The sequence below is a fragment of the Halorientalis persicus genome, from assembly GCF_900110215.1.
Lineage (GTDB): Archaea > Halobacteriota > Halobacteria > Halobacteriales > Haloarculaceae > Halorientalis > Halorientalis persica.
The window spans coordinates 120,846-143,385 of record NZ_FOCX01000009.1; the positions used below are offsets into that span (position 1 = coordinate 120,846).

General features: G+C 62.3%; 20 protein-coding genes. 12 read left to right on the forward strand and 8 right to left on the reverse strand.

Annotated elements, in window-relative coordinates:
* Positions 1-13 precede the first annotated feature (13 nt).
* Positions 14-1,348 carry an MmgE/PrpD family protein gene (locus tag BMX17_RS11555; RefSeq protein WP_092660138.1) on the reverse strand — a complete coding sequence of 445 codons (1,335 nt, stop codon included), beginning with the start codon at positions 1,346-1,348 and terminating at the stop codon, positions 14-16.
* Between the two features lie 114 nt (positions 1,349-1,462).
* Between BMX17_RS11555 and BMX17_RS11560 the strand changes: the two genes are divergently transcribed.
* Entirely contained in the window at positions 1,463-1,702 is a 240-nt protein-coding gene (locus BMX17_RS11560; protein ID WP_092660140.1) for a helix-turn-helix domain-containing protein, read from the forward strand.
* Positions 1,703-2,206: 504 nt separating this feature from the next.
* Positions 2,207-2,812 carry a TetR/AcrR family transcriptional regulator gene (locus BMX17_RS11565; protein WP_092660142.1) on the forward strand — a complete coding sequence of 202 codons (606 nt, stop codon included), beginning with the start codon at positions 2,207-2,209 and terminating at the stop codon, positions 2,810-2,812.
* Positions 2,813-3,236: 424 nt separating this feature from the next.
* Here the strand turns inward: BMX17_RS11565 and BMX17_RS11570 are convergent, their stop codons facing one another.
* Complete coding sequence (locus tag BMX17_RS11570; protein WP_170845399.1) at positions 3,237-3,965, reverse strand: SDR family NAD(P)-dependent oxidoreductase; 729 nt, start codon at positions 3,963-3,965, stop codon at positions 3,237-3,239.
* A gap of 168 nt (positions 3,966-4,133) precedes the next feature.
* Here BMX17_RS11570 and BMX17_RS11575 point away from each other — a divergent pair, with 168 nt between their 5' ends.
* Both BMX17_RS11575 and BMX17_RS11580 read left to right on the forward strand, forming a co-directional pair.
* On the forward strand, positions 4,134-4,808 hold the full coding sequence (locus BMX17_RS11575) for an MBL fold metallo-hydrolase (RefSeq protein ID WP_092660146.1): 675 nt from the start codon (positions 4,134-4,136) through the stop codon (positions 4,806-4,808).
* A 287-nt stretch (positions 4,809-5,095) separates the two neighbouring features.
* Positions 5,096-5,404, forward strand: coding sequence for a putative quinol monooxygenase (locus BMX17_RS11580; RefSeq protein ID WP_092660148.1), 309 nt, complete (start codon positions 5,096-5,098; stop codon positions 5,402-5,404).
* A gap of 120 nt (positions 5,405-5,524) precedes the next feature.
* Here BMX17_RS11580 and BMX17_RS11585 read toward each other — a convergent pair whose 3' ends face one another.
* Positions 5,525-6,472 (reverse strand): oxidoreductase, encoded by a 948-nt coding sequence (locus tag BMX17_RS11585; protein WP_092660150.1) that lies wholly within the window; start codon positions 6,470-6,472, stop codon positions 5,525-5,527.
* Between the two features lie 98 nt (positions 6,473-6,570).
* Here BMX17_RS11585 and BMX17_RS11590 point away from each other — a divergent pair, with 98 nt between their 5' ends.
* Positions 6,571-7,335 carry a sulfite exporter TauE/SafE family protein gene (locus tag BMX17_RS11590; RefSeq protein ID WP_092660152.1) on the forward strand — a complete coding sequence of 255 codons (765 nt, stop codon included), beginning with the start codon at positions 6,571-6,573 and terminating at the stop codon, positions 7,333-7,335.
* A gap of 83 nt (positions 7,336-7,418) precedes the next feature.
* On the opposite strand, the gene BMX17_RS11595 is transcribed toward BMX17_RS11590, so the two are convergent.
* The 3 genes from BMX17_RS11595 to BMX17_RS11605 all read right to left on the reverse strand — a co-directional run bounded on the left by BMX17_RS11595 (position 7,419) and on the right by BMX17_RS11605 (position 11,631).
* A complete protein-coding gene (locus tag BMX17_RS11595) occupies positions 7,419-9,077 on the reverse strand; it encodes a long-chain fatty acid--CoA ligase (protein WP_092660154.1) in 1,659 nt (552 codons plus the stop codon).
* Between the two features lie 602 nt (positions 9,078-9,679).
* A complete protein-coding gene (locus BMX17_RS11600; RefSeq protein ID WP_092660156.1) occupies positions 9,680-11,050 on the reverse strand; it encodes a cytochrome P450 in 1,371 nt (456 codons plus the stop codon).
* A complete protein-coding gene (locus tag BMX17_RS11605; RefSeq protein WP_092660158.1) occupies positions 11,050-11,631 on the reverse strand; it encodes a hypothetical protein in 582 nt (193 codons plus the stop codon). Before BMX17_RS11605 ends, BMX17_RS11600 begins: the two co-directional genes overlap by 1 nt.
* A 248-nt stretch (positions 11,632-11,879) precedes the next feature.
* Between BMX17_RS11605 and BMX17_RS11610 the strand changes: the two genes are divergently transcribed.
* The 5 genes from BMX17_RS11610 to BMX17_RS11630 all read left to right on the forward strand — a co-directional run bounded on the left by BMX17_RS11610 (position 11,880) and on the right by BMX17_RS11630 (position 16,631).
* The gene (locus tag BMX17_RS11610) at positions 11,880-13,058 is read left to right on the forward strand and encodes an LLM class flavin-dependent oxidoreductase (protein WP_092660160.1); all 1,179 of its coding nucleotides are present in this window, start codon (positions 11,880-11,882) and stop codon (positions 13,056-13,058) included.
* Between the two features lie 210 nt (positions 13,059-13,268).
* Positions 13,269-13,712: a hotdog fold thioesterase gene (locus BMX17_RS11615; protein ID WP_092660218.1), complete on the forward strand. Its 444-nt coding sequence runs from the start codon at positions 13,269-13,271 to the stop codon at positions 13,710-13,712.
* Positions 13,709-14,713 carry a BtrH N-terminal domain-containing protein gene (locus BMX17_RS11620; protein ID WP_092660162.1) on the forward strand — a complete coding sequence of 335 codons (1,005 nt, stop codon included), beginning with the start codon at positions 13,709-13,711 and terminating at the stop codon, positions 14,711-14,713. Before BMX17_RS11615 ends, BMX17_RS11620 begins: the two co-directional genes overlap by 4 nt.
* Positions 14,714-14,911: 198 nt before the next feature.
* On the forward strand, positions 14,912-15,619 hold the full coding sequence (locus tag BMX17_RS11625; RefSeq protein WP_092660164.1) for a helix-turn-helix domain-containing protein: 708 nt from the start codon (positions 14,912-14,914) through the stop codon (positions 15,617-15,619).
* Between the two features lie 61 nt (positions 15,620-15,680).
* A complete protein-coding gene (locus tag BMX17_RS11630) occupies positions 15,681-16,631 on the forward strand; it encodes a ferritin family protein (RefSeq protein ID WP_092660166.1) in 951 nt (316 codons plus the stop codon).
* Positions 16,632-17,038: 407 nt separating this feature from the next.
* Here BMX17_RS11630 and BMX17_RS11635 read toward each other — a convergent pair whose 3' ends face one another.
* Positions 17,039-18,205: a sensor histidine kinase gene (locus BMX17_RS11635; protein WP_211611327.1), complete on the reverse strand. Its 1,167-nt coding sequence runs from the start codon at positions 18,203-18,205 to the stop codon at positions 17,039-17,041.
* Between the two features lie 364 nt (positions 18,206-18,569).
* Between BMX17_RS11635 and BMX17_RS11640 the strand changes: the two genes are divergently transcribed.
* Both BMX17_RS11640 and BMX17_RS25145 read left to right on the forward strand, forming a co-directional pair.
* Positions 18,570-19,547 carry a DUF4872 domain-containing protein gene (locus tag BMX17_RS11640; RefSeq protein WP_092660170.1) on the forward strand — a complete coding sequence of 326 codons (978 nt, stop codon included), beginning with the start codon at positions 18,570-18,572 and terminating at the stop codon, positions 19,545-19,547.
* A 668-nt stretch (positions 19,548-20,215) separates the two neighbouring features.
* Positions 20,216-20,413, forward strand: a complete 198-nt coding sequence (locus tag BMX17_RS25145) for a hypothetical protein (RefSeq protein ID WP_139203497.1) — start codon at positions 20,216-20,218, stop codon at positions 20,411-20,413.
* Positions 20,414-20,868: 455 nt separating this feature from the next.
* Here BMX17_RS25145 and BMX17_RS11645 read toward each other — a convergent pair whose 3' ends face one another.
* The gene (locus tag BMX17_RS11645; RefSeq protein WP_092660172.1) at positions 20,869-22,530 is read right to left on the reverse strand and encodes an AMP-binding protein; all 1,662 of its coding nucleotides are present in this window, start codon (positions 22,528-22,530) and stop codon (positions 20,869-20,871) included.
* Between the last annotated feature and the right edge of the window lie 10 nt (positions 22,531-22,540).

Here is a 22,540-nt window from a genome sequence, read left to right on the forward strand (position 1 = left end):
TTAAAGGCACGGACTACTGTCCGTCGACGGTCACTGCCGCGGTCGCGTCCTCGGCGGTCCGGAGCGAGGAGAGCCGATCGTAGAGCGTGTCGACGGCGGTTTCAGTCAGCACAACGCCGGCACACTCCGCGAACTTCGTCCGCAGTTCCCCGTCGGAAAGGGGGTTCTCGTGAGTCCCCGGCGGGTCCTCCTGGCGGCGCTCGCGCGTCCCGTCGGTGGTATCGACCCGGACCACCGACGCGTGAGAGTCGTAGGGCAGCGACTCGTCGACGTCGAAGGCGACCCGCTCGCGGACGCGCTGGACGCCGGGGTCGTCGATGGCGTCGTCGCGGAACGCCGCCAGCCCGACCCGGTCGCGGACGACGCCGCTCGCGACGCAGTACTCCATGGAGAACTTCGCCTCAAGCCCGGTATCGGGGTCCGCGTGGTGGAGCGCGTCGGCAGCGCCCCGGGCGGCCGCGACCTCGATGCGATCGACAGCGTCGGGGGCCAGGTCCGCAGTCAGCGCCTGGGTGGCTGCGATGGCCGTGTGGGTGAAATAACAGCAAGGGAAGGCCTTGACGTGGATTCCCTCCTCACGGAGGCGAAAGCGTTCGCCGATCGAGAAGGTCCCGCGCTCGTCGGGCCCGTACAGGTCCCAGAATCCGCGTTCGCCGCTGATCGCGGCGTCGTCGGCGGTCAGTCCCTCGTGGGCGAGTCGCGCCGCCGTGACGCCGGCCCGCGAACACAGTCCCGCGTGGAGGGGTTTGGTCTCCGAGCCGAAGTTGCGTTTGAGGCCCGCTGGCATCGAGGCGGCCGCGGTCAGCGCGCGTTCGATGGCCGCGGCGTCCTGGTCCAGCAGGTGCGCGACTGCGGCCGCGGCTCCGAAGGTCCCGAACGTGGCCGTGGCGTGCCATCCGGCCTCGTAGTGAGCTGGACTGACCGGCCCCGCGACGGCGCACTCGGTCTCGAAGCCCGCGACGAAGGCGGTGATCAGGTCGCGGCCGTTGGCGTCGGCCATTTCGGCGACCGCGAGCAGCGGCGGTACGAGCGTCACGCTTGGGTGACCGTCCATCGCCCACGAGAGGTCGTCGTAGTCCAGCGCGTGACTGGCGGTCCCGACCCGCAACGCCGCCTCGGCCGGCGACTCATCGGTGGTGACGCCCAGCAGCGTCCCGGCCGCGGCGTCTCCGAGCGTGATCTCCGCGGCCGAGGCCACGGTCCGTCCAGCCCCCTCGACGGCTCCTGCCAGCGTCACGCCCACAGTGTCGAGGAACGCCCGCTCGACGGTCTTGACGACGCTCTTGGGGAGGTCCGCGTAGGAAAGGTCGGCGACGAATTCGCTCGCCACCGCTTCAGGTCGTGTCATGGCGCGTAGTGACCGACGCCGGTGGTTAAGCGTTTGGTCGGCAGCCGTCGTTCCGGAAGATCGAACGATATGTATTGTGTGATATTCTGCCACGTAGCACGGACGAAGGCGACGATGCGGGGGGACGGTCCGGACCGTCGCGACCATCTTCGATGTCGTCGAGGCGCTGAAACGCCCGGGCGCGCGAGGGCGTCGGCACTCGCGGCCGACCTCGGCGTCGCGAAGAGCACGGCCAACCGGCACCTCTCGACGCCTCTATACCTTGAGTACGTCACCCGCGAAGACGACGTGATCCACGTCGAGTTGCGGTTCCTCGACCTCGGGCAGCAGCGCAAATTCGATGTGTCTCACTGAATCGAACAGTGAAGTACCTCTGGGACAAGCCCTGAGGCTTCACCGTCTTGGGACCACACCGCTCCCACAAGTAAATCTAATTCCCCTCCACCTTCTCAGTCTAGGAGTCGGCTGGAAGTCACACCCGAACCAACCAGGTCCGTGAGGGTCGGTGGCTCCACTCCACCCGACAACTCCCGTCGCACCGCCAGTAGCGGATTTTGAGAGGTGTCGCATTTCCAGTCGACACGACCGCTTCGGATTAAGGCCTTTAACCCGCGTCACGGTCGGTAAACCACTATACATGACGTGGCAAATTCAACGTGGTGACGGGCTTCACCCTCGGGGTCGAACCCCGAGGCACTCGCCCTGAACAGCCTATAGCGGTCGCCGTCGTCGACGCTGTTCCTCGAACAGAAGGCTGGCGAGATTGCAGTCGGGTCGATGCACTCGGTCGATCAGCTCTTCGATAACGTCTCATAACCGTAATGCCTTTGGAACATCCTGACTAACTAGTTAGTTAAGATGGGCGATGGCGACACCGAAGCGGCCCACGAAGCGATCATGCAGGCGACGTACCGGGCCCTCTGCGAGCACGGATATGCTGACCTCACCATGAAGGCAATCGCCGAGGAGACGGGAAAAAGCAAAGCGACCCTCCACTACTACTACGACACGAAGCAGGACCTGCTCGTCGCCTTCCTCGAATACCTCCTCGAGAGTTTCCACGAAAAAGTCCAGCTACGCGACGATGAGAACCCGGCGGCACAGTTGACCACGATTCTGGAGAAACTGGTCTTCGGCCCGGACGACTACAAGGAGTTCCAGACGGCGATGCTGGAGCTGCGTTCGCAAGCACCCTATAGTGACGCGTATCGGGCCCAGCTCCGGGCCAATAACGAAGAACTCACGGCCCTCCTCGCGGGAATCATCGAGCGCGGCATCGAAGACGGCGTCTTCCAGGACGTCGATCCGAATCGGACAGCCAGTTATTTGCTCTCGACAATCGACGGCGCACGGACGCGGTGGATCGTTCTTGATGACGACGACGTGTTGACAACGGTCAACGAGGAGCTCCAAGACTATCTAGCCGAGCGGGTCCTCGTCGACGGCCAAGAGCAAATCGAGTAGTCTCACCGGTTCTACCCGGATACTGCCAAATACTACTGAAAACTAGAACGGTAGCGAAGCATTGCTCACTGGGACACCAGTATTCAGGTCTACAGCGCACATTCCAGTTCGTCGCGTTGATGCAAACGACATCCGCCATCGTTTCGACCGACGGTTAGGCGATGCGAGAACCCACGTCGAGCACATTGGAAACTCGGGGCCACAACTCGTGCTTACGGAGATCCTGGACCGAGCTCGCTCAACGCTCGCCTGACCGTCGAGTAGTTGCCCGGGAGTGATTCCTTCCCAACCTGTTCCTCCTCGGTCCCGACCAGCGGAACACTCGCCACTCACGGGAAGGGCGGGATTCTCTCAGTGTATCAAGATAGTTACCGCGGCGATTCACGACACCACCGAGCGCGTCGAATGCGTCACCCGCGAGTAGTCAGAGGGAGGCTTCCAGGCCGCCGTCGACGTCCAGCTTGGCGCCGACGACGTAGTCGGCGTCATCAGAGACGAGAAACGAGACGGCCGCAGCGACGTCCTCGGGATCGCCGGGATGCCCGGCGGGGATGCGATCGATCTCGTCCGGGCGGCCCGCCATCTCCTCGTAGCCGACAGGCGTGCCGACGAGGCCGCTCCCGACCGCATTCACGCGAATCCCCTCGCCGATGAGATCGAGCGCGGCGGCTCTCGTGAGGTACGTGACGCCGCCTTTCGAGGTCATGTACGAGAACTTCTCTGGCAGGCCGCGCGTGCTCGATACTGTCACGTTTACGATCGCACCGCCGTCGTCCATTAGGGTGGCGGCGTGTTTCGTCGTGAGGAAGTAGCTCCGGAGGTTCGTCTGTATCGTCCGCTCCCACGTCTCGAGGTCGCAGTCAAGGATGGATTCGTTCGCCGTGTAGGCAACGTTATTCACGAGCGCGTCGAGACGGCCGAGCGTCGCGTCCACGTGCTCAAAGAGCCCCTCGACCTCGGCGGGTTCGGTGACGTCGACTTCGAACCCGGTGCCCTCTCCGGGGAGGTCGGCAGCGACCCGCTCGGCATCTTCCCCATGTCTCGAGGTCACGACGACGTGGTAGCCGTCGGCGGAGAGGCGCTCGGCGATGGTACGCCCGATGTTTCTGGTCGACCCGACGACCACTGCTACTGGGCGGTCAGCGTTATCCATGGACGGGGGACGTGCGCCAGCGTCATGTACTTGAGGGGTCGAGGGATTTGAACGCCCGGGTGGCATTACCGTGGTCCGACACGATAGTCAAGGGTCGATTAGTGGATTGGGTAGTACCTGAGTATTGAGATGCAAGCGTTCAAATTCTCGTGAGCCGTACTGTTGGGTATGGTGACAGCACTGACCGAGGACGTGTGGCAGTTTGAGTTACGTGGCGTCAACGCCTATTTTGTCGACGATGATGTCCCGACGCTGGTCGATGCCGGGACGCCGTGGGATGAGGACTCGCTTCGCGAGGGGCTCGATGAAATCGGAGTGGCGGTCAGTGACATCGGACGCGTGTTGCTGACGCACTACGATCTCGACCACGTCGGGACCCTCGCATCGCTCACCCCCGAACTGGACGCCACAGTCTATGCCGGGGCATTCGACGCGGATATCCTGGGGAACCGTCGAAGGCCCCCGCTCACGAACCACAAGGGCGCGTTCCAGCGGCTTGTCGGCCTCTTCATGACCCATCCTGCACTCGACATCGAGACCGTCGACGACGGCGAGACGATCGGGACGTTCACCGCCTACCACACGCCTGGCCATACGCCGGGCCACGTCGCGTATGTGAGCGCGGAGCTGGGTGTCGGGTTGTTGGGCGACCTAGTGTCCGAGTCCGGCGGTGCACTCGAGGCATCGGGCTGGGCGCTGAGTTACGATACCAGCGACGTCCGCGAGAGTATCGTCCGGCTGTCCGAGGAGGCGCCGCCGTTCGACGTGGCGTGTATCGGGCACGGAACGCCACTCACGACTGGCGGCAGTGAGGCCCTCGCGGTGCTGGCCCGAGCGGAGTGATCCAACAACGTCGCCGGTGTCGTTCACAAGACCCGATGAGCGGTGCAGCGATAGCGGTCTAAGCCGACGTGACACGACAGGAATTCTGTGACCTCCCACTGTCAGCAGTTGAGACACTGAATCAAATTACGGTCCTCCGCGAAGACGCCGCCGGGGACGCCACCCGCTGAGGCGACACCCCCTGCCGACGAGCGCCACCCGGTGCATCGACGGCACACGCCCGCCGGCGAGCGCCTTGCCGGTGCTCCGAACCTTATCCGACTCGAAACCAACTATGTCATGCTTCCATGAGCGACTCCGACTACGCGCTGCTGGCACAGTTCGAGGCCAAAGAGGGGAAAGCCGAGGAGGTTGCCGAGTTCCTCGAGTCGGCGCTGCCGATGGCCGAAGCCGAACCCAACACGACGACCTGGTTCGCGCTCCGCCTCGACGAGACTCGCTTCGGCATCTTCGACACCTTCCCCGACGAGGACGGCCGGCAGGCACACCTCGACGGCGAGATCGCCGAGCAACTGATGGCCAACGCTGACGACCTCCTCGTCGACGACCCGCAGATCGAGGAAGTCGACGTGCTCGCCGCGAAACACTCAGGCTGAAACCGACGACCTGCGGACTGCCGGATCGGAGACCGACCACCGGCTGTCCCGCCAGCGATATCAGATGCATTTCAAGCCGTGTGCACCCTGCCGGTCGAAGCCGCCGCGAGACACCACGCGTCACTCGGGGGCGGGCAGATCGAACGAGACGCCGGTGAGCTCCTGTGAAATCTCCCAGAGGCGCCGGGCGCGGTCGGTGTCGTACGAGCGGTCGCTCGAACGTTGTTTCTCTGGCGCACCGCGCATACCCATGAATCCGCCGGGGCCGATGTAGTCGCCCCCGTCCACATCGGGTGCTGTTGCCGCATATAACAGTGGAAGCGCTCCCTGCGCGGGAGATTGCGCGACGACGCGGTTGGCGATCTTCATGAGCCACAGGCGGAGCGTCGACCCCTCCATCTCCGGTCCCCGTCGCTGGAGGTTCGTCGCGGCGTAGCCGGGGTGACAGCCGACGCTCGTCACGCTCGCGTTCGCCGCCCGGAATCGTCTGTCGAGTTCGTAGGCGAACAACAGGTTGGCGAGCTTGCTCTGGGCGTAGGCGCCCCACTTGTCGTATTCCGATTCGGACTGCAGGTCGTCGAAACCGATGTCGCCGCGCTCGTGGACGCCGCTGCTCTGCGTGACGACACGCGTTTCACCCGGGGTTTGCTCGAGCTGGTCGAGCAGCAATCCCGTGAGGGCGAAGTGCCCGAGATGGTTGACGCCGAACTGCATCTCGAACCCGTCGGCGGTTTCGCGCCGCGGGATCGCCATGACGCCGGCGTTGTTACAGAGCATGTGGAGTGCGGACTGCTCGGCACGGAACCGCTCGGCGAACGACCGGACGGACCCGAGATCCCCCAGGTCGAGTTCCATCACCTCTAGGGAGGCGCCGTCGACGGCGTCACGGATTTCGTCGCGGGCCGAGCGCGCGCGATCGAGGCTTCGACACGCCATCACGACGTGTGCGCCCTTCTGAGCAAGGGCCTTCGTCGCCTCGAATCCGAGGCCACTGTTCGCTCCCGTGACAACGGCTGTGCGACCGGACTGGTTCGGCATGTCTGCACGGTTCCAGGACTGCGATGTCATCACTATGAATTGATTGGCGAGCCAGATAATATTCGTGATTTTCGACCCGAGCCTGCACCATCGGAACTATCAGGCGGCCACCAGTGGAAGCAGACCGTATGGATGTCGGACTTATGGCGTTACCGGTTGTCGGATTCCTTATCGGGGCGTTGGTCACCCTGTTCGGCGGTGGGGGTGGAGCGGTGTATCTGCCGGTATTGATCGTCGGATTCGGCGTCCCGTACAAGGTGGCCGTCCCGACGAGTATCGCCACCATCATCCCGACGACGCTGTTCGGCAGTATCGGGCACTTCCGGGACGGGAACGTCGCCTGGCGTCTCGGTTCGGTCGTGGTGGTCGGAACGATTGGCGGGACGTATCTCGGGACGCAACTCGCGGGGTTGTTCGCGAATGCCACGCTCGAACGGGCGTTCGGCCTGTTTCTCCTCGTTATCGCCGGGGTTTCCATCCTCCGTGGGGATGGCCTGAGCATGGAGCAGGAGGGAGACAGGCGAGTGCGTGCAGTGTTGGCAATTGCGGTCGGTGTCGTTGCCGGAATCGCGACGGCACTGTTCGGAATTAGCGGGACGCCGGTGCTTCTTCCTGGGCTGTCCCTGCTGGGTCTCTCCGCACGGGTGGTCGTCGGCACCAGCGTGTTCGTCATCCTCGGCAACGCGATCAGCGGCGTCTTCTGGTATGCGGAACTTCAGGGGATTGACTGGCGGCTCGTCGTGCTTTTCGGCTCTGGAACGGCACTCGGGGCTATCGTCGCTCCGCGGTTCTATCGGTATATGCCGGAGGAGGCGAAAGTGGCCGGCTATGAGACACTGTTCGGTACCGTGCTTGTCCTGACGGCACTCGCATTTCTCTTCGGTCTCGTGTGAGAACCGAGAGTGTTCCTGGCCCGAACTGGCTACCTCCGTGACCAGTAGGCGAAAGGAAAGCGGTGGTTCGTGACGGTGGAGTACTACTCCTTGTCGGGTGCGGCCTCTTCGGGCACCTGCCCTTCGACCAAATCCTCGTCAACGTACTCTTCGCGGAGGTCCTTCTTCGAGAACTTCCCGGTGGCGGTCTTGGGCACCTCGTTGATCTGGATAAAGTCGTCCGGGAGCCACCACTTGGGGTAGTCCGCGGAGATCATCTCGCGCAACTCGTCGGCGAGCGCGTCGGCGTCGGTCCCCTCCGTCGGGACGATGAAGGCAACGGGTCGCTCCTGCCAGCGCTCGTGGGGGACGCCGACGACGGCGGCCTCGGCCACGTCGTCGTGGGCCATGATCGCGTTTTCGAGCTCCACGGAGGAGATCCACTCCCCGCCGGACTTGATGACGTCTTTGGCGCGGTCGACGATCTTGATGTAGCCGTCCTCGTCGACGCTCACCACGTCACCGGTCTTGAGCCAGTTGCCCTCGAAGTCGGCCTCGTTTGCCTCGGGGCGCTCGAAGTACTCCTGGGTGACCCACGGGCCGCGGACGTACAGTTCGCCGAAGTCCTCGCCGTTCCACGGGACCTCCTCCCCCTCGTCGTCGATCACCTTGAACTCGAGGCCGGGGACGATCAGGCCCTGCTTGGCCCGGCGGTCGATCTGTTCCTCGTAGGTGAGCTCCTCGGCCAGCCCGGACTTGAGGTGGGCGACCGAGCCGATCGGCGACATCTCCGTCATGCCCCAGGCGTGGGTCACGGAGACGTCGTACTGGTCGAACCACTCGATCATGGCTTTCGGGGCGGCGGAGCCGCCGATGATCACAGTTTCGAGTTCCGAGAGGTCGACCTCGTTGCCGGCCTGCATGTACTCCTGCAGGCCGAGCCACACGGTCGGGACGCCAGCCGTGATCGTGACGCCCTCCTCCTCGATCAACCGGGCGAGGTCTTCAGGTTCGGGTGAGGGGCCGGGGTAGACGTGTTTCGCGCCGGCTGCGGTCGTCGAGAACGGCATCCCCCACGCGTTGACGTGGAACATCGGGACGACGGGCATCACCACGTCGTCGTCCTCGACGCCCAGGCCCTGGGGCGTCATGGTCGCCATCGTGTGGCCCCAGAGCATCTGCTGGGTGTACTCGACGCCCTTGGGCTTGCCCGTGGTACCGGAGGTGTAACACATCCCGGCGGGCTGGTCCTGATCGACGACGGGCCAGTCGTACTCGGTGTCGTGGCCCTCGATGAACGACTCGTAGTCGACGGCGTCGAAGGGCAGGTCCGGGACCGAGTCGCTCATGATCACGAACTGCTCGACGCCGGCGAAGGAGTCGGCGTCGTAGGCCCCCGCCAGTTTCTCGGCCAGCGACGGGTCGACGAAGATGGCCTTGTCCTCCGCGTTCTCGACGATGAACTGGATGTGCTCGTCGGGCAGGAGCGGGTTGATCGTGTGGAGTTGCGCGCCCAGCGTCGGGATCCCGAAGTAGGTCTCGAAGTGGCGGTGGTGGTTCCAGCAGAAGGTCGCGATCCGGTCGCCCTCGCCCATGCCCGCGTCGGTCAGGGCGTGGGCCAGCTGTGCCGTTCGGTCGCTGTACTCGTCGTAGGTGTAGCGTTCGATTCCCTCGTGTGTACGGGAGACGATCTCCGTGTCAGGGTAGAGATTCTCCGCACGCCACAGGAACGGCCGCAGTGTCTGGTCAGTGCCTCCTGGCATACGCCAAGCTAACAGTGGATGTTATATTATTGTTGGCCTCATAGATGGCACCTGACAGAATAATCCACCAATGGGTTCGATACGTTACTGGATAGACTGCAGCACGGTTGACTTCCTCCCTCTGGATCCACCCTCGTCGTGGAAATCGCTGAGAAACGTGGGGTGAACGAGAAGACGAACACCCTCCGTGCGTTCCGTCGGTCCATGAACAGCCTCGATGACGTGTATGAGGAATACGGAATCGAGGTTGAGGAAGAATGGGGACGTGGATGAGTCAGGAGTGCCCTGAATGTGGCAAGAGCGAAGAGACAATCCGCAAGGAGGAGTCACGACGTGTCCGTTTGGGTTCGAGGGACACGCAGACCTCATGGCTTCAGCGTAATTCAAGGTGGAGCCTCCGGCCTCAAGGAGCGACCGGAGGGAGCGAGTAGGCCGGAGAGGAAACCGACATGGGACGACGCAACCGGCATACATCTACCGACCGACTCCCAACGTTCAAGTACCGATGGGTTCTCTACGGACGGCGTTCGGATCTCGGGGATCTGGTTCGGTCTTGTCCTGACCCCAAAACGGTGTAAATTCAACGTCTGAGTCCTCTCGGGTCACTCCCAGTTGGTGACGTCCATGGCGACGAGTTCGTCGGGGACCATCGTCACCGCCGAATCCACGGCGGGCGTATCGTGGATCGGCGAGCGCAGTGTCAGCCGCACGTCCGAGACGACGCGGGCGAGGATCAACTGGGCCTCTGCGAGGGCGAACAGCCGACCGATACAGATCCGCTGGCCGCCACCGAAAGGGAAGTAGCTGTAGGCTGGCCGGTCGTCGGCAGCGCCGGGCGCGAACCGCTCGGGTCGGTAGGCCAGTGGGTCTTCCCACAGGTCCGGGTCGCGGTGGACAACGAACTGGCTGAGGACCACCTCTGCGCCCGCGGGCACCTCGTAACCGGCGATCTCGTCGCGGTCGATCGCCTCACGGGTGATGACCGGTACGGGCGGGTAGATCCGCATCGCCTCCTGCACGCACTGTTTGACGAAGGACTCGGACCCGGCCGCGCCCGCCGAGAACCCAACCACGTCGGTCGGGTCGGCGTCGGCGACGCGATCGTGGAGGCGCTCGTGGACGCCCGGATTGTTCGCGAGCAGGTACCAGGTCCAGGTCAGCGCCGCCGCCGTCGTCTCGTGGCCGGCCAGCAGGAAGGTGACCAGTTCGTCGCGGATCTGCTCGTCGTCCATCCGCTCGCCGTCGTCGGTCCGGGTCCCGAGGAGTTTCGACAGCAGGTCGTCGTACTCGTCGGCCCGCCCGCGCCGGGCTTCGATCAACTCGTGGACGACGGCGTCGATGTCGTCGATGGCGCGCTGCATCCGGCGGTTGTGGGGCGAGGGAACCCACTCGGGGAAGGTCGGGATCACGCCGACCTCGCGCTGGAATCCCCGGCGGAGGACCTGAAGGGCATCCCTGATCTCCGCGGCGTGGCGCTCGACATCCGCGCTGAACATCGCCTTACCGATGATCGAGAGGGTGACCCGCTCCATCTCCGGTAAAAGGTCGATCTCGTCCCCCGTGATCCACCGGTCGAGCATGGCGTCGGTCTCCTGGACGATCAGGTCGGTAAAGGACCGGACGCTCCCCGAGCCGAACATGGGCCGGATCAGGCGGTGCTGGCGGTGCCAGAGGTCGCCCTCGCTGGTGAGGAGGCCGTCGCCGAACAGCTCAGAGAGCTCCTCGCGGTAGACCGACGCCCGGCGGTAGTTGTCGGCGTTGCCCTCGAGGACGTGCTGGATGGCGTCGGGGTCGGCCAGCAGGACGCCGGGGTCGCCGCTGGGCATCGTCAGGTCGACCACCGACCCGTACTCCTCGCGAGCGCTGGTCAACACGCCCGTCACGTCCTCGGTGAGCATCCGGCGGGCCTGACCCAGTCGCTCGACCACGCTCGGGCCCGGCGGGGTCGCGCCCCCGAACTGGTTGCGGGCCATCAGGCCAACGCCTCCATCTCCTCGCTGACGGCCTCCATCATGTCGTTGAACTCCCGGGAGCGTTCGAGCGGCCCGATGATGTCGAACCGATTCTGAACGAACGCCAACTGTCCGTTGAACTCGTCGTCCCCGAGCATCCGGAACAGCACCTCGGTCTGTCCCTCAAAGGTAATTTCAGGGTCGTCGGCGAGTCCGGGGCCGCCGGAGATCGAACTCGTCTCGGGGTCGGTGTCGGCGTGAAAGGCGATCGGCGAGTCGGTCGCCGCCCAGTTGACGACCGTATCGACCGTGACGGCGTCGCCGACGGCGGAGATGTTCTCGGCGATTAGCCCCATACCGTCCCACAGAACGGTGAGGTACTGCTCGACCGTCTCCGGGTCGTCGTTCGCGAAGGCCGTGATCTCGTCGAACGTGGCCATCCGCTCGGTGAGGCGCTCGAACGCCGTGGGTTGCGTGACGAGCAACTCCCCGAGGTCGTCCTCGTCGTCCACCCCGTCGAGCGCCGGGCCGAGGTTCTTCCTGAACTGTTCGTCGGGTTGGTCGACGACCGTTTCGAGGTCCGGTGTGGTAGATCCTGTCATAATCTGTGGCTCCCCCTGATCCGGGACGGTCGCCGTCCCGTGATAACTGTTTACACACTCCACCGAGCGACACATGAGTCCACCGCACGGTATCTGAGGGGGCTTTTGAGTGACGGGGCGTATAAGCGGCCTCGGTATTGACGCACAACCCTTTGCCGGAGACGTGGTGAAAGGGGAGTGGTAGCAACTCACGGGACATCGTCGTCGGTCGACTCGGCGTCGGCGGTCCCGGGACCAGACACACAGCCATGAAATTTGGGACCTTCTACGAACACCAGCTGCCACGACCGTGGCACGATGGCGACGAACAGCGCCTCTACGAGGACGCCTTAGAGCAGATCGAACTCGCGGACGAGTTGGGCTACGACTACGTCTGGGAGGTCGAACATCACTTCCTCGAGGAGTACTCCCACTCCTCGGCGCCGGAGGTGTTCCTCGCGGCGGCCGCCCAGCGGACCGAGCAGATCCGGCTGGGCCACGGCATCAAGCTCATGCCGCCGAACTACAATCACCCGGCCAGAGTGGCCGAACAGGTCGCGACGCTCGATCTCGTCTCGGACGGCCGCCTGGAGTTTGGCACCGGCGAGTCCTCCTCGAACATGGAACTGGGCGGGTTCGGCATCGACCGCGGGGAGAAAGAGGACATGTGGCGCGAGACCGTCGCCGAGGTGAGCGACATGCTGACGATGGAGCCGTACCCGGGTCACGACGGCGAGCACTTCGAGATGCCGCCACGCAATGTCGTCCCCAAACCCGTCCAGGACCCCCATCCGCCGCTGTGGGTCGCCTGTTCCGGCCGCTCGACCATCGAGCAGGCCGCCCGGCTCGGACTGGGCGTACTGAGCTTCGACTTCGCCTCGCCCGAGAAGGCGAGCGAGTGGGTGGATCTCTACTACGAGACACTAAAGGAGGAGTGTACACCCATCGGGCACACCGTCAACCCGAACTTCGCCATCGTCACAGGCTTCTCCTGTCACGAGGACGAACAGGTGGCCTACGAGCGCGGCGCAGAGGGCTTCGCCTTCTTCCAGTACGCGCTAGCCCACTACTACGGCGCTGGCGACCACCGCCCCGGCGAAACGAACGTCTGGGAGCGGTTCCAGGAGGTCGGCGCGGATGCCATCCTCGAGGGCAATCAGGGCGACGGCGCCATCGGTACGCCAGACCAGATCCGCGATCACCTCCGGGAGTTAGAGGACGCCGGCGTGGATCAGGTCATCTTCGTCCAGGAGGGCGGTGACAACCGCCACGAACACATCTGCGAGTCCCTGGAACTGTTCGCCGACGAGGTGATGGCGGAGTTCCACGAGCGCGACACCGACCACGTCGCCGAGAAGGAAGCGGAACTCGAACCGTACATCGAGGACGCCTTCGGCCGTCGCGAGGATCGCGACCCGCTTGAAGACCCGCCGGCCGTAGAGTCGTGAGGCTGGACGGAGCGGTCCCTCCGGATTGACCTTTAATTAACACCAAACGTACGGCGGGGGTACTCTTTATTAGAGCGCACAAGAGTGGTATCGTAATGGCTTCTCGATTACCCAAACAAGCGCGCGTTCACAAAACCCAAGCCCGGAACCGACTACGAGCCCAGATTCGTCGGAGTGATCCTTCGACACGACATCTGTAAGTGTACTATGATGGATATCACCGATATCATGGAACACATCCCTTTCGCAAGACACCTTGGGATCGACGTAATCGACGCTGAGGAGGGATATGCAAAAGGGCAACTGGAACTCACAAATGAACTCTCCTCAAACCCTGGCCATCTCATCGCCCACGGTGGCGTGGCATTCGCGCTCGCTGACACCGTAGGCGGAGCCGCCGTCGTCTCGCTCAACCATACCGTGACGCCTACTATAGATATGCGGATCGACTACCTGAACCCAGCTACCACCGATCTCATTGCTGAGGCAGAGGTCATCAGAAACGGCGACTCGGTCGCAGTCGCTGAGGTCGATGTCCGTGACAAAAACGACACAGAAATCGCGTCAGCACGAGGGATCTACAAGACCGGCGATCACGATGGCGAATCAGCATGGACAGATAGCGAAAACATCACCTCATTCATCGAGCAATGAAACTAAACGAGTTCTACCATCAGCCGGGCGAACATTGCGGGTCAACCTCACTTCGCAACCTCGCGACGTTCTACGGTTGGAATCTGGACGAACCCGTCTGTTTCGGCCTCGCATCCGGCCTCGGATTTACGTACCTTGAGTTGCCGATGAATCCGTGGCGAGCCTTCTTCGGACGCCCAATGTGGCTCGAAGAAGCGTTTTTCGAGAACCTGAAAATCCCCCATACCCACACGGAAGGCGACGACTGGAGTACCGCATGGGACGCCGTCACGACTCACCTCGAATCCGGTGATCCAGTGATGCTCTTCGTCGATCTCTATTACCTCGATTACTACAAGACTGACACACACTTCGCGCCACACTCACTGCTGCTTGTCGGATACGACGAAGCGGACGATGTCGCATTCGTTGCCGACAATGAGTTCGACGAGATCCAGCGACTCCCCGTTTCCAGTCTTCGAGAGGCATGGAGCTCCAAAGATATGCTGCCCTTGGAACATCGCTATCTCGTTGTCGATGAACCGACACTCGGAACGTCGATCGAAACAGCTGCTGGGAGCGCAATTCAGGAGACGGCGGAGTTCATGCTCGACACCGGAGATTTCGACCGGGAGCCGATGCCGTACGGAACCCACGGAGTCGAGGGGATTCGAGCGATGGCAGATGATATTGAGAACTGGTCGTCACTCGACGATACTGCCTGGGTACTCCGGTTTGCCTACCAGAATATCGAACGACGTGGCACTGGCGGCGGACTCTTCCGGAAGCTGTACGCCTCGTTTCTCGACGCACAGGAGAGTGCTACCGGCCTTGAGGACGCCGCCGTACAAATGGAGGCGATTGCAGACGTGTGGACGGAGATCGGGGAAATCTTTCAAGAAGCGAGCGAGTTGGACAGTCCCGACGAACGGCAAACAGTACTTAATCACTTAGAAGCGCGTATTCGTCGGCAAGCCTCACGAGAGGCCGAGTTTTACCGAGACGTCCGACAGCTGGGTTGATACCTTACAGAGACAGAAGAAATATAGTCCGTCCATCAACGAATTCGGTTTGCGGACATCTAAGATGGACGGAATGATCGGCCCCGCGGTTGATGACGACGAGCGTTTGCCGACAGTCCCCGAGTTATCCCACCCTGATAGTGACAGATCGGGCCTTGAATGAGAAACATTATCACTCGGAATTTCCCATGGTAGACTATGAGGTACGGGACGTTCGTCCTGACACCGGATCGGGGGTGGTTCCACGAGATAGAGGCCGTGTTCCGCGAGCGAGGCGTCACGACCGTCGGGATCAGAAACGTGGCGCTGTTGGCCGACGGGACGGTCGTGTTGCTCCACGAACTGAACGGGCCGACCGAGGGCATTATCGAGGCCGTCGAGGAGACAGACGACGACCTGATCGACTACCAGTTCACGGAGGCCGACGACCGGAAGATGCTCCGCTGTCACTATCACCCCGGCGACCTGGTGGACTCGCTGTTGACGCTGCTGGAGGAGTTCGCGGTCCTGCCGGAGTATCCGCTGGAGTACGTCGAACCCTCACAGTCGAGCCTGAAAGTGACACTCATCGCTGAGCACGACGCGTTACGGGAGTTGATCGACCAAATCCCCGAGGGCATGTCGGTCGACTTACTCCGGATCGGGACCTACAACCCCGACAGCAACACGCTGTTCTCCGGACTCACCCAGCGGAAACAGGAAGTCGCCCGCAAAGCCGTCGAGAAGGGATACTACAAGATTCCCCGCGAAGTGACCTGCGAGGAGATCGCCGCAGAACTCGACTGCTCGGCCGGGACCGTCGCCGAACACCTGCAGGCCGTCGAGAGCCAGTTCGTGACCGAGGTCGTCCCTGCCGGGTACGATACGACCCAACGGGAGTCCGTACCGTCGCTCACAAGTTCATAAAGAACCTATCCACTGGGGCGAAGAGCATTTCTCCGAGTATAGGGGTATGAGTTGATACACCATGACACAGGTGGAGGACACTAGCCGCGACATGCGACTCGATCCGGAATCGTTCGCCCAGGGGTACTTCAAGAACGCTGTCTACCGCCACTGGGACCCCTACGAGGACATCCCACAGGAGGACATCGAAGCCGATCGTCGGAAGTTCATCGAGGACGAGCCGACCGAGGCGGAGTTTGACGGCCTCCGGACAACACTGGCGCTGTTCGGTGCAGGTGAGGAAGCCGTCACGGAGGACCTGATGCCACTGGGGATGGTCTTAGAGGACATCAACAAGCAGATGTTCGTCTCCAGCCAGATTTACGAGGAAGCCAAGCACACGCAATTTTTCGATCGCTACTGGCGTGAAGTCGTCAATCCCGTCGAGGAGGAGCTGGGTTTCGACGTGACCCGGCCGACAGACCAGCGCTTTTTCAACGACGATTACGTCGAGCTGTTCGACCGGAACGAGGCTGCGATGGAGCGGTTGCTAGAGGAGGATACGCCGGAGAACCGGGCGAAAGCCTACTGCCACTACCACCTCGTCGTCGAGAGTGTGCTGGCCCAGACCGGGTACTACGGCATCCAGTCGGCCTTTTCAGATCAGGGCTCCGACGAAGTGGCGGTCCGGGAGTTCCCACACATGGAGGGGCTTGTCGAGGGTATCACGCGCATCCGGAGCGACGAGGGCCGCCACGTCGGGTTCGGGATGCAGGAGGTCCGGAACCTGATCCATGAGGGGGGCGTCGACGCCGAAGTCGTCCAGAACACCTTACAGGACCTGATGCCGCTGGTCGCCGGGATCGTGCGCCACACTTCACAGGGCGAGGCGACCAACCCCGTCCCTGTCGTAGAGTACTCGCGGAACAAGCTGACCCGTCGGGTCGAGATCCTCACCGAGCAGGACGCCGAGATTCCGCCGGTCGATGAACTCGTGAAGATCGAAGGGGACGGAGAGGCTGCAGCTGATTGAGGGGCATCTGGGCGGTCGGCGGTCGCGGGGCAGTAGCGGGCTATCCAGTCGCTGACACGGTGCATTTTGGGGCTGTCGCTGGAGCGGTTTCCATTGCGGGAGGAGACGAGTGCAGCACCCGCAAGTACACCGCCAGCGTTGTTGACGGGACTGTCGATGCCGCCACCGACGACCGCATCGCGGACCCGGTGTGTTATTCCTCCATCACGGGAAACACCTCGCTGACCAGGGGGTCGATTACCCTGTGCCTCCCTCGGCGGCTGGACAATTGTGAAAGCCTGTTTTCTTGCCCTCACGCCCGCCCCTAGTTATCGAAAATAGCCAAGATGAGATAGCGACGCGCTTCGAGTGCGACTATCCCAAACACGGCTGGGCGGCTTGGGCGCTAGACGGACGGCGACGACCGCCTACGTCGTTGTGGGCGATTCGTCGCTGGCCCCCGTCGTACCCTTGGACGGCTGGTGCTGTACAACGTCGTGGAACGCTACCTTTAACCCGCCTGTCTCGCTCTCGGCGAGCGTGAGTTGCCAACCGTGTGCCTCGGCGATCCGATCGGCGATCGCGAGGCCAAGGCCGCTCCCGCCGTCTGCGGTCGAGTAGCCGGCATCGAGGACCTGCTCGCGCTTTTCGGGAGGGATGCCGGGCCCGTCATCGGCGACGTAGAACCCGGCGTCGTGCGTCCCAACACGGATGGTCACATCCTGTCCGCCGTGCTCGACACTGTTCCGGAAGAGGTTCTCGAACAGGTGCCTGATCCGGTCCCCGTCGGCCTCGATCGTGGCCGACCCCTCAACCTGGAGGGACGCGTTCCCAGTATCGACGGTCTGCCAGCACTCTTGCACACAGGAGGCGAGGGAGACCGATTCGGTGTCGCTGATGACGCGCCCGTCTCGCGCCAGTGTCAGCGTTTGTTCGATTATCGCCTCCATGCGCTCGTGGGCATTGAGGATCTCTTCGACATCGCTAACGTCGGGTGTATCGCCGGACGCTAACCGTGTTTTGATGATTTCCGCCCGGCCACTGGCGACGTTCAGCGGGTTCCGCAGGTCGTGTGAGACGATACCGGCGAATTCCTCGAGGCGCTCGTTGTGCCTTTCCGCCTCCTCTCGCTTGACGCGGTTCCGTTCGGCGACGACCGCCTTGTGGATACCGTGGGCCTCGAAGTACCCGACACCCAATCCGCCCACACCACCGACGCTAGCAGCGAACCACCCCCACAAGAGGTTGTCATACAGGCTATCAGCCGGCCAGACGAGAATCAGTATTACGTTCAACAGCAGAAATCCCACGATGCCGACGAAGAACCACTTTCCGACCCGAGGGAACCGGTTGACGGGTAACTGGCTCTCACCGAGTCTTGTCCCGCCGTAGAGTATCGTCACGATCCACGGGACCGTAGTGACGGTGCCGGCGAAGAACTCGGGAGATGTGACGGAGTCGATGGAGACTCCGTTGAACGCCGCGAAGAGTACAAAATAGCCGACTAGGAGAACCCCACCAGTCGCTCTGATGAAATCGGGAAGGCTGCCGGCTGACGGTTGTATTCTCATATACGATACTCTTGATATACCCATAGGATAGTATTCACCCTGTAAATATCAATTGAGATATTAGGGCCGTGTTGAATAGCGGTCTCTGAGTCAGCGTGAGACGATACCGTTCTTGAGACCAATAGCGGCAACCGATGACAAGCCGGCTCAAATTCTGACCGTCCGGGTCAACACCGCTATTCAACAGAGAAGAAGATACAACTCCTCTTCAGCACTTGTTGTGGTCGAATCATCAACTACCGTTCATCCGTGTGGAGGATGTCGAACGGTTCGTTCTACAGATAAGCATGGCGAGTGGCTCGGGGCTTGACCCAGAGGCGGTTCACAGGCAGAGGCAGTAGCGGAGAGTTCCGGTATCGGTTTGTTGGGTCGCGTATTACGATTGGATATGCTCACAGCGTATCATCACTCCCCCGGTGACCACTGCGGGTCAGCATCACTTCGGAACCTCGCCGACTACTACGACTGGGGGTTCGACGAACCCGCCTGTTTTGGACTGGGAGCGGGCATCGGCTTCGGCTACCACGAGGAGGGGCCCACATCACGGATGATTATTGGCCGGAATGCAGGTCTCGAACCAGCGTTCTTCGACCATCTCGGTCTCACCGTCTCCCACAGGGACGGCCAGCCTCGCGACGCCGCCTGGCAGGCGCTAGAGACACGTCTCGAGTCGGGGCCGGTCCTGTGTTTCGTCGACCTCTACTACCTGCCGTACTTTGGGAGTGACACGCACTTCGGTCCGCACACGATCGTCGTCGCCGGAATCGATGCCGACACCGTGACGATTTCGGACAGCGAGTTCCCGGAGCCCCAGTTGGTCACAAGAACCGAGTTCGACGCCGCGTGGAGTTCGGAGTACGGGTTCGGGCCCCTCGACCGTCGCTGGCTCGCCGTCGACGATCCGAACGAACGGACAGCCGTCGAAGATGCGACCCGCGACGCCGTCGAGTCAGCGACGAAAACGATGCTGGAGGGTGGCCGGGGGTTCGGTAGCGGTGGCGTGGATGCAATCCGGGCGTTCGCGGACGAACTGCCCGAGTGGACCGCGTTCGACGACGTGCAGTGGATGGCACGGTTCGCGTACCAGAACATTGAACGCCGCGGGACGGGCGGTGGCGCGTTCCGCCGGCTCTATGCCGACTTCCTCGATACCCTCGGAACGGAAGCCGACTTCGATCCCCGGTTCGGCGAGCGCATGCACCGTATCGCGGACGACTGGACAGTCCTGGGCGAGGAGCTGAGGGTCGTCAGCGAGACTGACGACGAGGACGAACGAGCGGAACATCTCATTGAGGCCAGCGAACACGCACAGAGGCTTGCGGATCGCGAGGAAGAACTGTTCGAGGATCTGGCTGCGGTGATCTGACCCGCTTTGGGACACGCGGTTCGTGGCCCATCGGATTGGGCGACTTTCGATGGGACTCTGTTGGCGTGGAAGAGAATTATTGGCTCTCTATAAGCTGCTGCATGCCGGTAGTTTTCTCTCGTGAATACACGGGGCAGGGCTGATCAGCCGTGAGGTCCCGAATGAGTGATTGCCTAAGATCGTGCGTACACGACGCTTTGAATGTCTGCAGATGCGGACAGTATGTACAACAGGTCGGAAATGTGAGGTCAGCATCGTGTCCCGACATATGGCATTTATTACCACGGACTGCTGAATAAATCTTTTGTGATCGATACGCCCATTGTATCCATCACTTCGGTCCTGACAGATTGCAGTTCGTTCGAGTTCTATGAACGGGGTAAATAGCCTACTAAACTCATCAATCCACGGTTGACGGACCACTAGTGGCAATCACTGCGGTGGCGTAACTGGCTGAGCAGGCCGCGCGACCCAACACAGAGTCACTCCTGATCGATACTGGACGTAGTTCGATTCAGCGGTGTGCACGACCCGTCGACGGTAGTCTGCTTGCGTCCGTGCTGGGCCGGAGTGGGCCGCCGAGTTTCACGTCGACCGGAACTGCGCGGCTCCGTCTGTCCTGCACCGTCGTCCCTCAGGTCTCAGCGGCTTTCTCGTCCGGGAACTCAGTGTCGACCATCGCGGCGCCGTTCGCGAGCGACGCGGCGCCGTCGCTGTACTGCAATATCTTCTGCATGATGGACCGCGGCAAGATCGACCCCGGCAGGATCGTCACGGAGACCGTCGCCCTTGAGGAAGTCCCGGCGATGGTCGAGGGAATGGGCGACTACGAGACCATCGGCATCCCGGTCTGCAACGAGTTCTGAGTGATCGGCGTTGCAACGGCAGACCCGAGCGATCGGCCGGGACCCCCTCCCAGCGCTCGGCAGCAATCGGAGTCGCTCCCTATCGCCGTCGGTTACTGCGCGTCAGGTTGGGCGCCCGCCGAGGACGCGTGTCACGTTCCGTTCACCGATGCTATCTGGCTGATGAGGTCATAGACGTCACGTTTCGTCATTCCCTGCCACGGTTCGACGTTGGAACTCCAATCCACGTCTCAAGGCGTCCATCCACACCAATAGCTTTACTGATGGGTTGTTCTGGGAACAGTCGTACTACATCTGAACTACGACAGGGATCCAGCGAGGCGATCGAACATTATATCGAACGAACAGAACACGTCCGAGTGCTGGCTTCACCCCTCGGAGCTTGACTCCGAGCCACTCGCCCCTGACGTAACGGTGCTGAGTATCGGAGATGACGGGCGAACCGTCACTGGCCCTCACTCGTCCTCTCGCTGCTCTAGGCGGTGGCGCTGGACTTTGCCGGTCGTGGTCGTCGGTAACTCGTCGATGAACTCGATCTCGCGGGGATACTGGTACTTGGCGAGGTCGTCGCGGACCTGGGTTGCGATCGAGTCTGCAACCGCATCGGAGTGCTCTACGCCCGGAGCGGGTTCGATGTACGCTTTGACGCGCTGTCCCCGGGTCTCGTCGTCGACGCCGATGACAGCGGCGTTGGCCACGGCGTCGTGTTCGATGAGAGTGTCTTCGACCTCTGCGGGACCGACACGGTACCCGGCAGTGATAATGACGTCGTCAGCGCGGGCCTTGAACCAGATGTAGCCGTCAGCATCGCGGGCTCCAAGGTCGTCGGTATCCATCCACTCGCCAATGAACGATGCATCAGTCTTGTCGGGTTCGTTCCAGTACTCCCGGAACATGACTGGGTCGGGGCTGCGCACAGCGATTGTCCCCGGTTCGTCATCTGGCATCTGGTTCCCATCTTCATCGATGATCTCCACGTTGTGGCCCGGGACTGGTCGCCCCATGCTCCCTGGTTTGGGATCGAACCACTCGGCACAGTTTGAGACCACGAGATTCGCCTCCGTCTGTCCGTACAGTTCGTGAAGCGTCACGTCGAAGGTATCGTCGACGAACCGGTGGAGTTCCTGTGGAACCGGTTCGCCACCGGTAACGACCGACACGACCTGATCCAGGTCGAACGAGTGGTCAACCTGTGCCATCATCTTGAGCATCGTCGGGGTCAACAACGGGTACGTGACGTCGTGATTCTCGATGATCTGGAACGTCGTCTCAGGCTCGAATTCGGCGAACTCGTAGCCGACAGCCGTGGCCCCGTAGTGCCACGCGGGCAATAGAACGTCGTAGAGTCCACCGACCCACGCCCAGTCTGCCGGGGTATAGAACACGGGGTCGACGTCCTCGTGCCAAGGGAACGTGGTTGCCATCTGGACACACGGGAGGTGGCCGAGCAGGTACTCGTGGCCCTGGAGGACGCCCTTCGGGCGACCGGTCGTCCCGGACGTGTATATGAGGACTGCTGGGTCTGATGGGGCAGTATCGACGGCTTCGAACTGGCTACTCCCGGTGAGATCCTCGAACCGTTCCCCTTCGACGCCATCGACGGTAGGTGGGGCGGTATCAATGCCAACGACACAGTCGACGGCGTCACCTCTCTCGACGGCTGTTTCGACCGCGTCAATAGCGTCCTCGGCAGCGAAGACGATTTCGGCCCCGCTGTCGTCGAACCGGAATTCCAGCGCATCAGGGCCGTACAGGACCGAGAGTGGGACGGCGACAGCACCGAGTTTATAGGCGGCGACGTGGACAAGCGGCGTCTCGACACGCTGTGGCGAGACCACGGCCACGCGGTCCCCGCGTTCAACGCCACGAGCACGGAGGGCATTCGCCAGGCTGTTCGCCCGTCGTTCGAGAGCCGCGTAGGTCCACCGTTCCACTTCGCCCGAGGGACCCAGCTGGACGAGTGCGGTCCGGTCGTCGTCCTCATGGGTGAGGACATCCGCGCCGGCGTTGTACGTCTCCGGAATCCGCCACTCAAACTCCTCGCGTGCGGTTTCGTAGCTGTCCCATTGGCTGAGGTTTGGAACCGGCTCTTCAGACCAGTCGATATCGAGTCCCATGGGTACCGGT

Coding starts and splice junctions, on each gene's coding strand:
- BMX17_RS11615 (WP_092660218.1), top strand. CDS start 13,269: ATGGATATCACCGATATCATGGAACACATCCCTTTCGCAAGACACCTT.
- BMX17_RS11560 (WP_092660140.1), top strand. CDS start 1,463: ATGCGGGGGGACGGTCCGGACCGTCGCGACCATCTTCGATGTCGTCGA.
- BMX17_RS11630 (WP_092660166.1), top strand. CDS start 15,681: ATGACACAGGTGGAGGACACTAGCCGCGACATGCGACTCGATCCGGAA.
- BMX17_RS11635 (WP_211611327.1), bottom strand. CDS start 18,205: ATGGGTATATCAAGAGTATCGTATATGAGAATACAACCGTCAGCCGGC.
- BMX17_RS11555 (WP_092660138.1), bottom strand. CDS start 1,348: ATGACACGACCTGAAGCGGTGGCGAGCGAATTCGTCGCCGACCTTTCC.
- BMX17_RS11640 (WP_092660170.1), top strand. CDS start 18,570: ATGCTCACAGCGTATCATCACTCCCCCGGTGACCACTGCGGGTCAGCA.
- BMX17_RS11605 (WP_092660158.1), bottom strand. CDS start 11,631: ATGACAGGATCTACCACACCGGACCTCGAAACGGTCGTCGACCAACCC.
- BMX17_RS11585 (WP_092660150.1), bottom strand. CDS start 6,472: ATGACATCGCAGTCCTGGAACCGTGCAGACATGCCGAACCAGTCCGGT.
- BMX17_RS11600 (WP_092660156.1), bottom strand. CDS start 11,050: ATGGCCCGCAACCAGTTCGGGGGCGCGACCCCGCCGGGCCCGAGCGTG.
- BMX17_RS11610 (WP_092660160.1), top strand. CDS start 11,880: ATGAAATTTGGGACCTTCTACGAACACCAGCTGCCACGACCGTGGCAC.
- BMX17_RS11570 (WP_170845399.1), bottom strand. CDS start 3,965: ATGGATAACGCTGACCGCCCAGTAGCAGTGGTCGTCGGGTCGACCAGA.
- BMX17_RS11580 (WP_092660148.1), top strand. CDS start 5,096: ATGAGCGACTCCGACTACGCGCTGCTGGCACAGTTCGAGGCCAAAGAG.
- BMX17_RS11620 (WP_092660162.1), top strand. CDS start 13,709: ATGAAACTAAACGAGTTCTACCATCAGCCGGGCGAACATTGCGGGTCA.
- BMX17_RS11575 (WP_092660146.1), top strand. CDS start 4,134: ATGGTGACAGCACTGACCGAGGACGTGTGGCAGTTTGAGTTACGTGGC.
- BMX17_RS11595 (WP_092660154.1), bottom strand. CDS start 9,077: ATGCCAGGAGGCACTGACCAGACACTGCGGCCGTTCCTGTGGCGTGCG.
- BMX17_RS11590 (WP_092660152.1), top strand. CDS start 6,571: ATGGATGTCGGACTTATGGCGTTACCGGTTGTCGGATTCCTTATCGGG.
- BMX17_RS11645 (WP_092660172.1), bottom strand. CDS start 22,530: ATGGGACTCGATATCGACTGGTCTGAAGAGCCGGTTCCAAACCTCAGC.
- BMX17_RS11625 (WP_092660164.1), top strand. CDS start 14,912: ATGAGGTACGGGACGTTCGTCCTGACACCGGATCGGGGGTGGTTCCAC.
- BMX17_RS11565 (WP_092660142.1), top strand. CDS start 2,207: ATGGGCGATGGCGACACCGAAGCGGCCCACGAAGCGATCATGCAGGCG.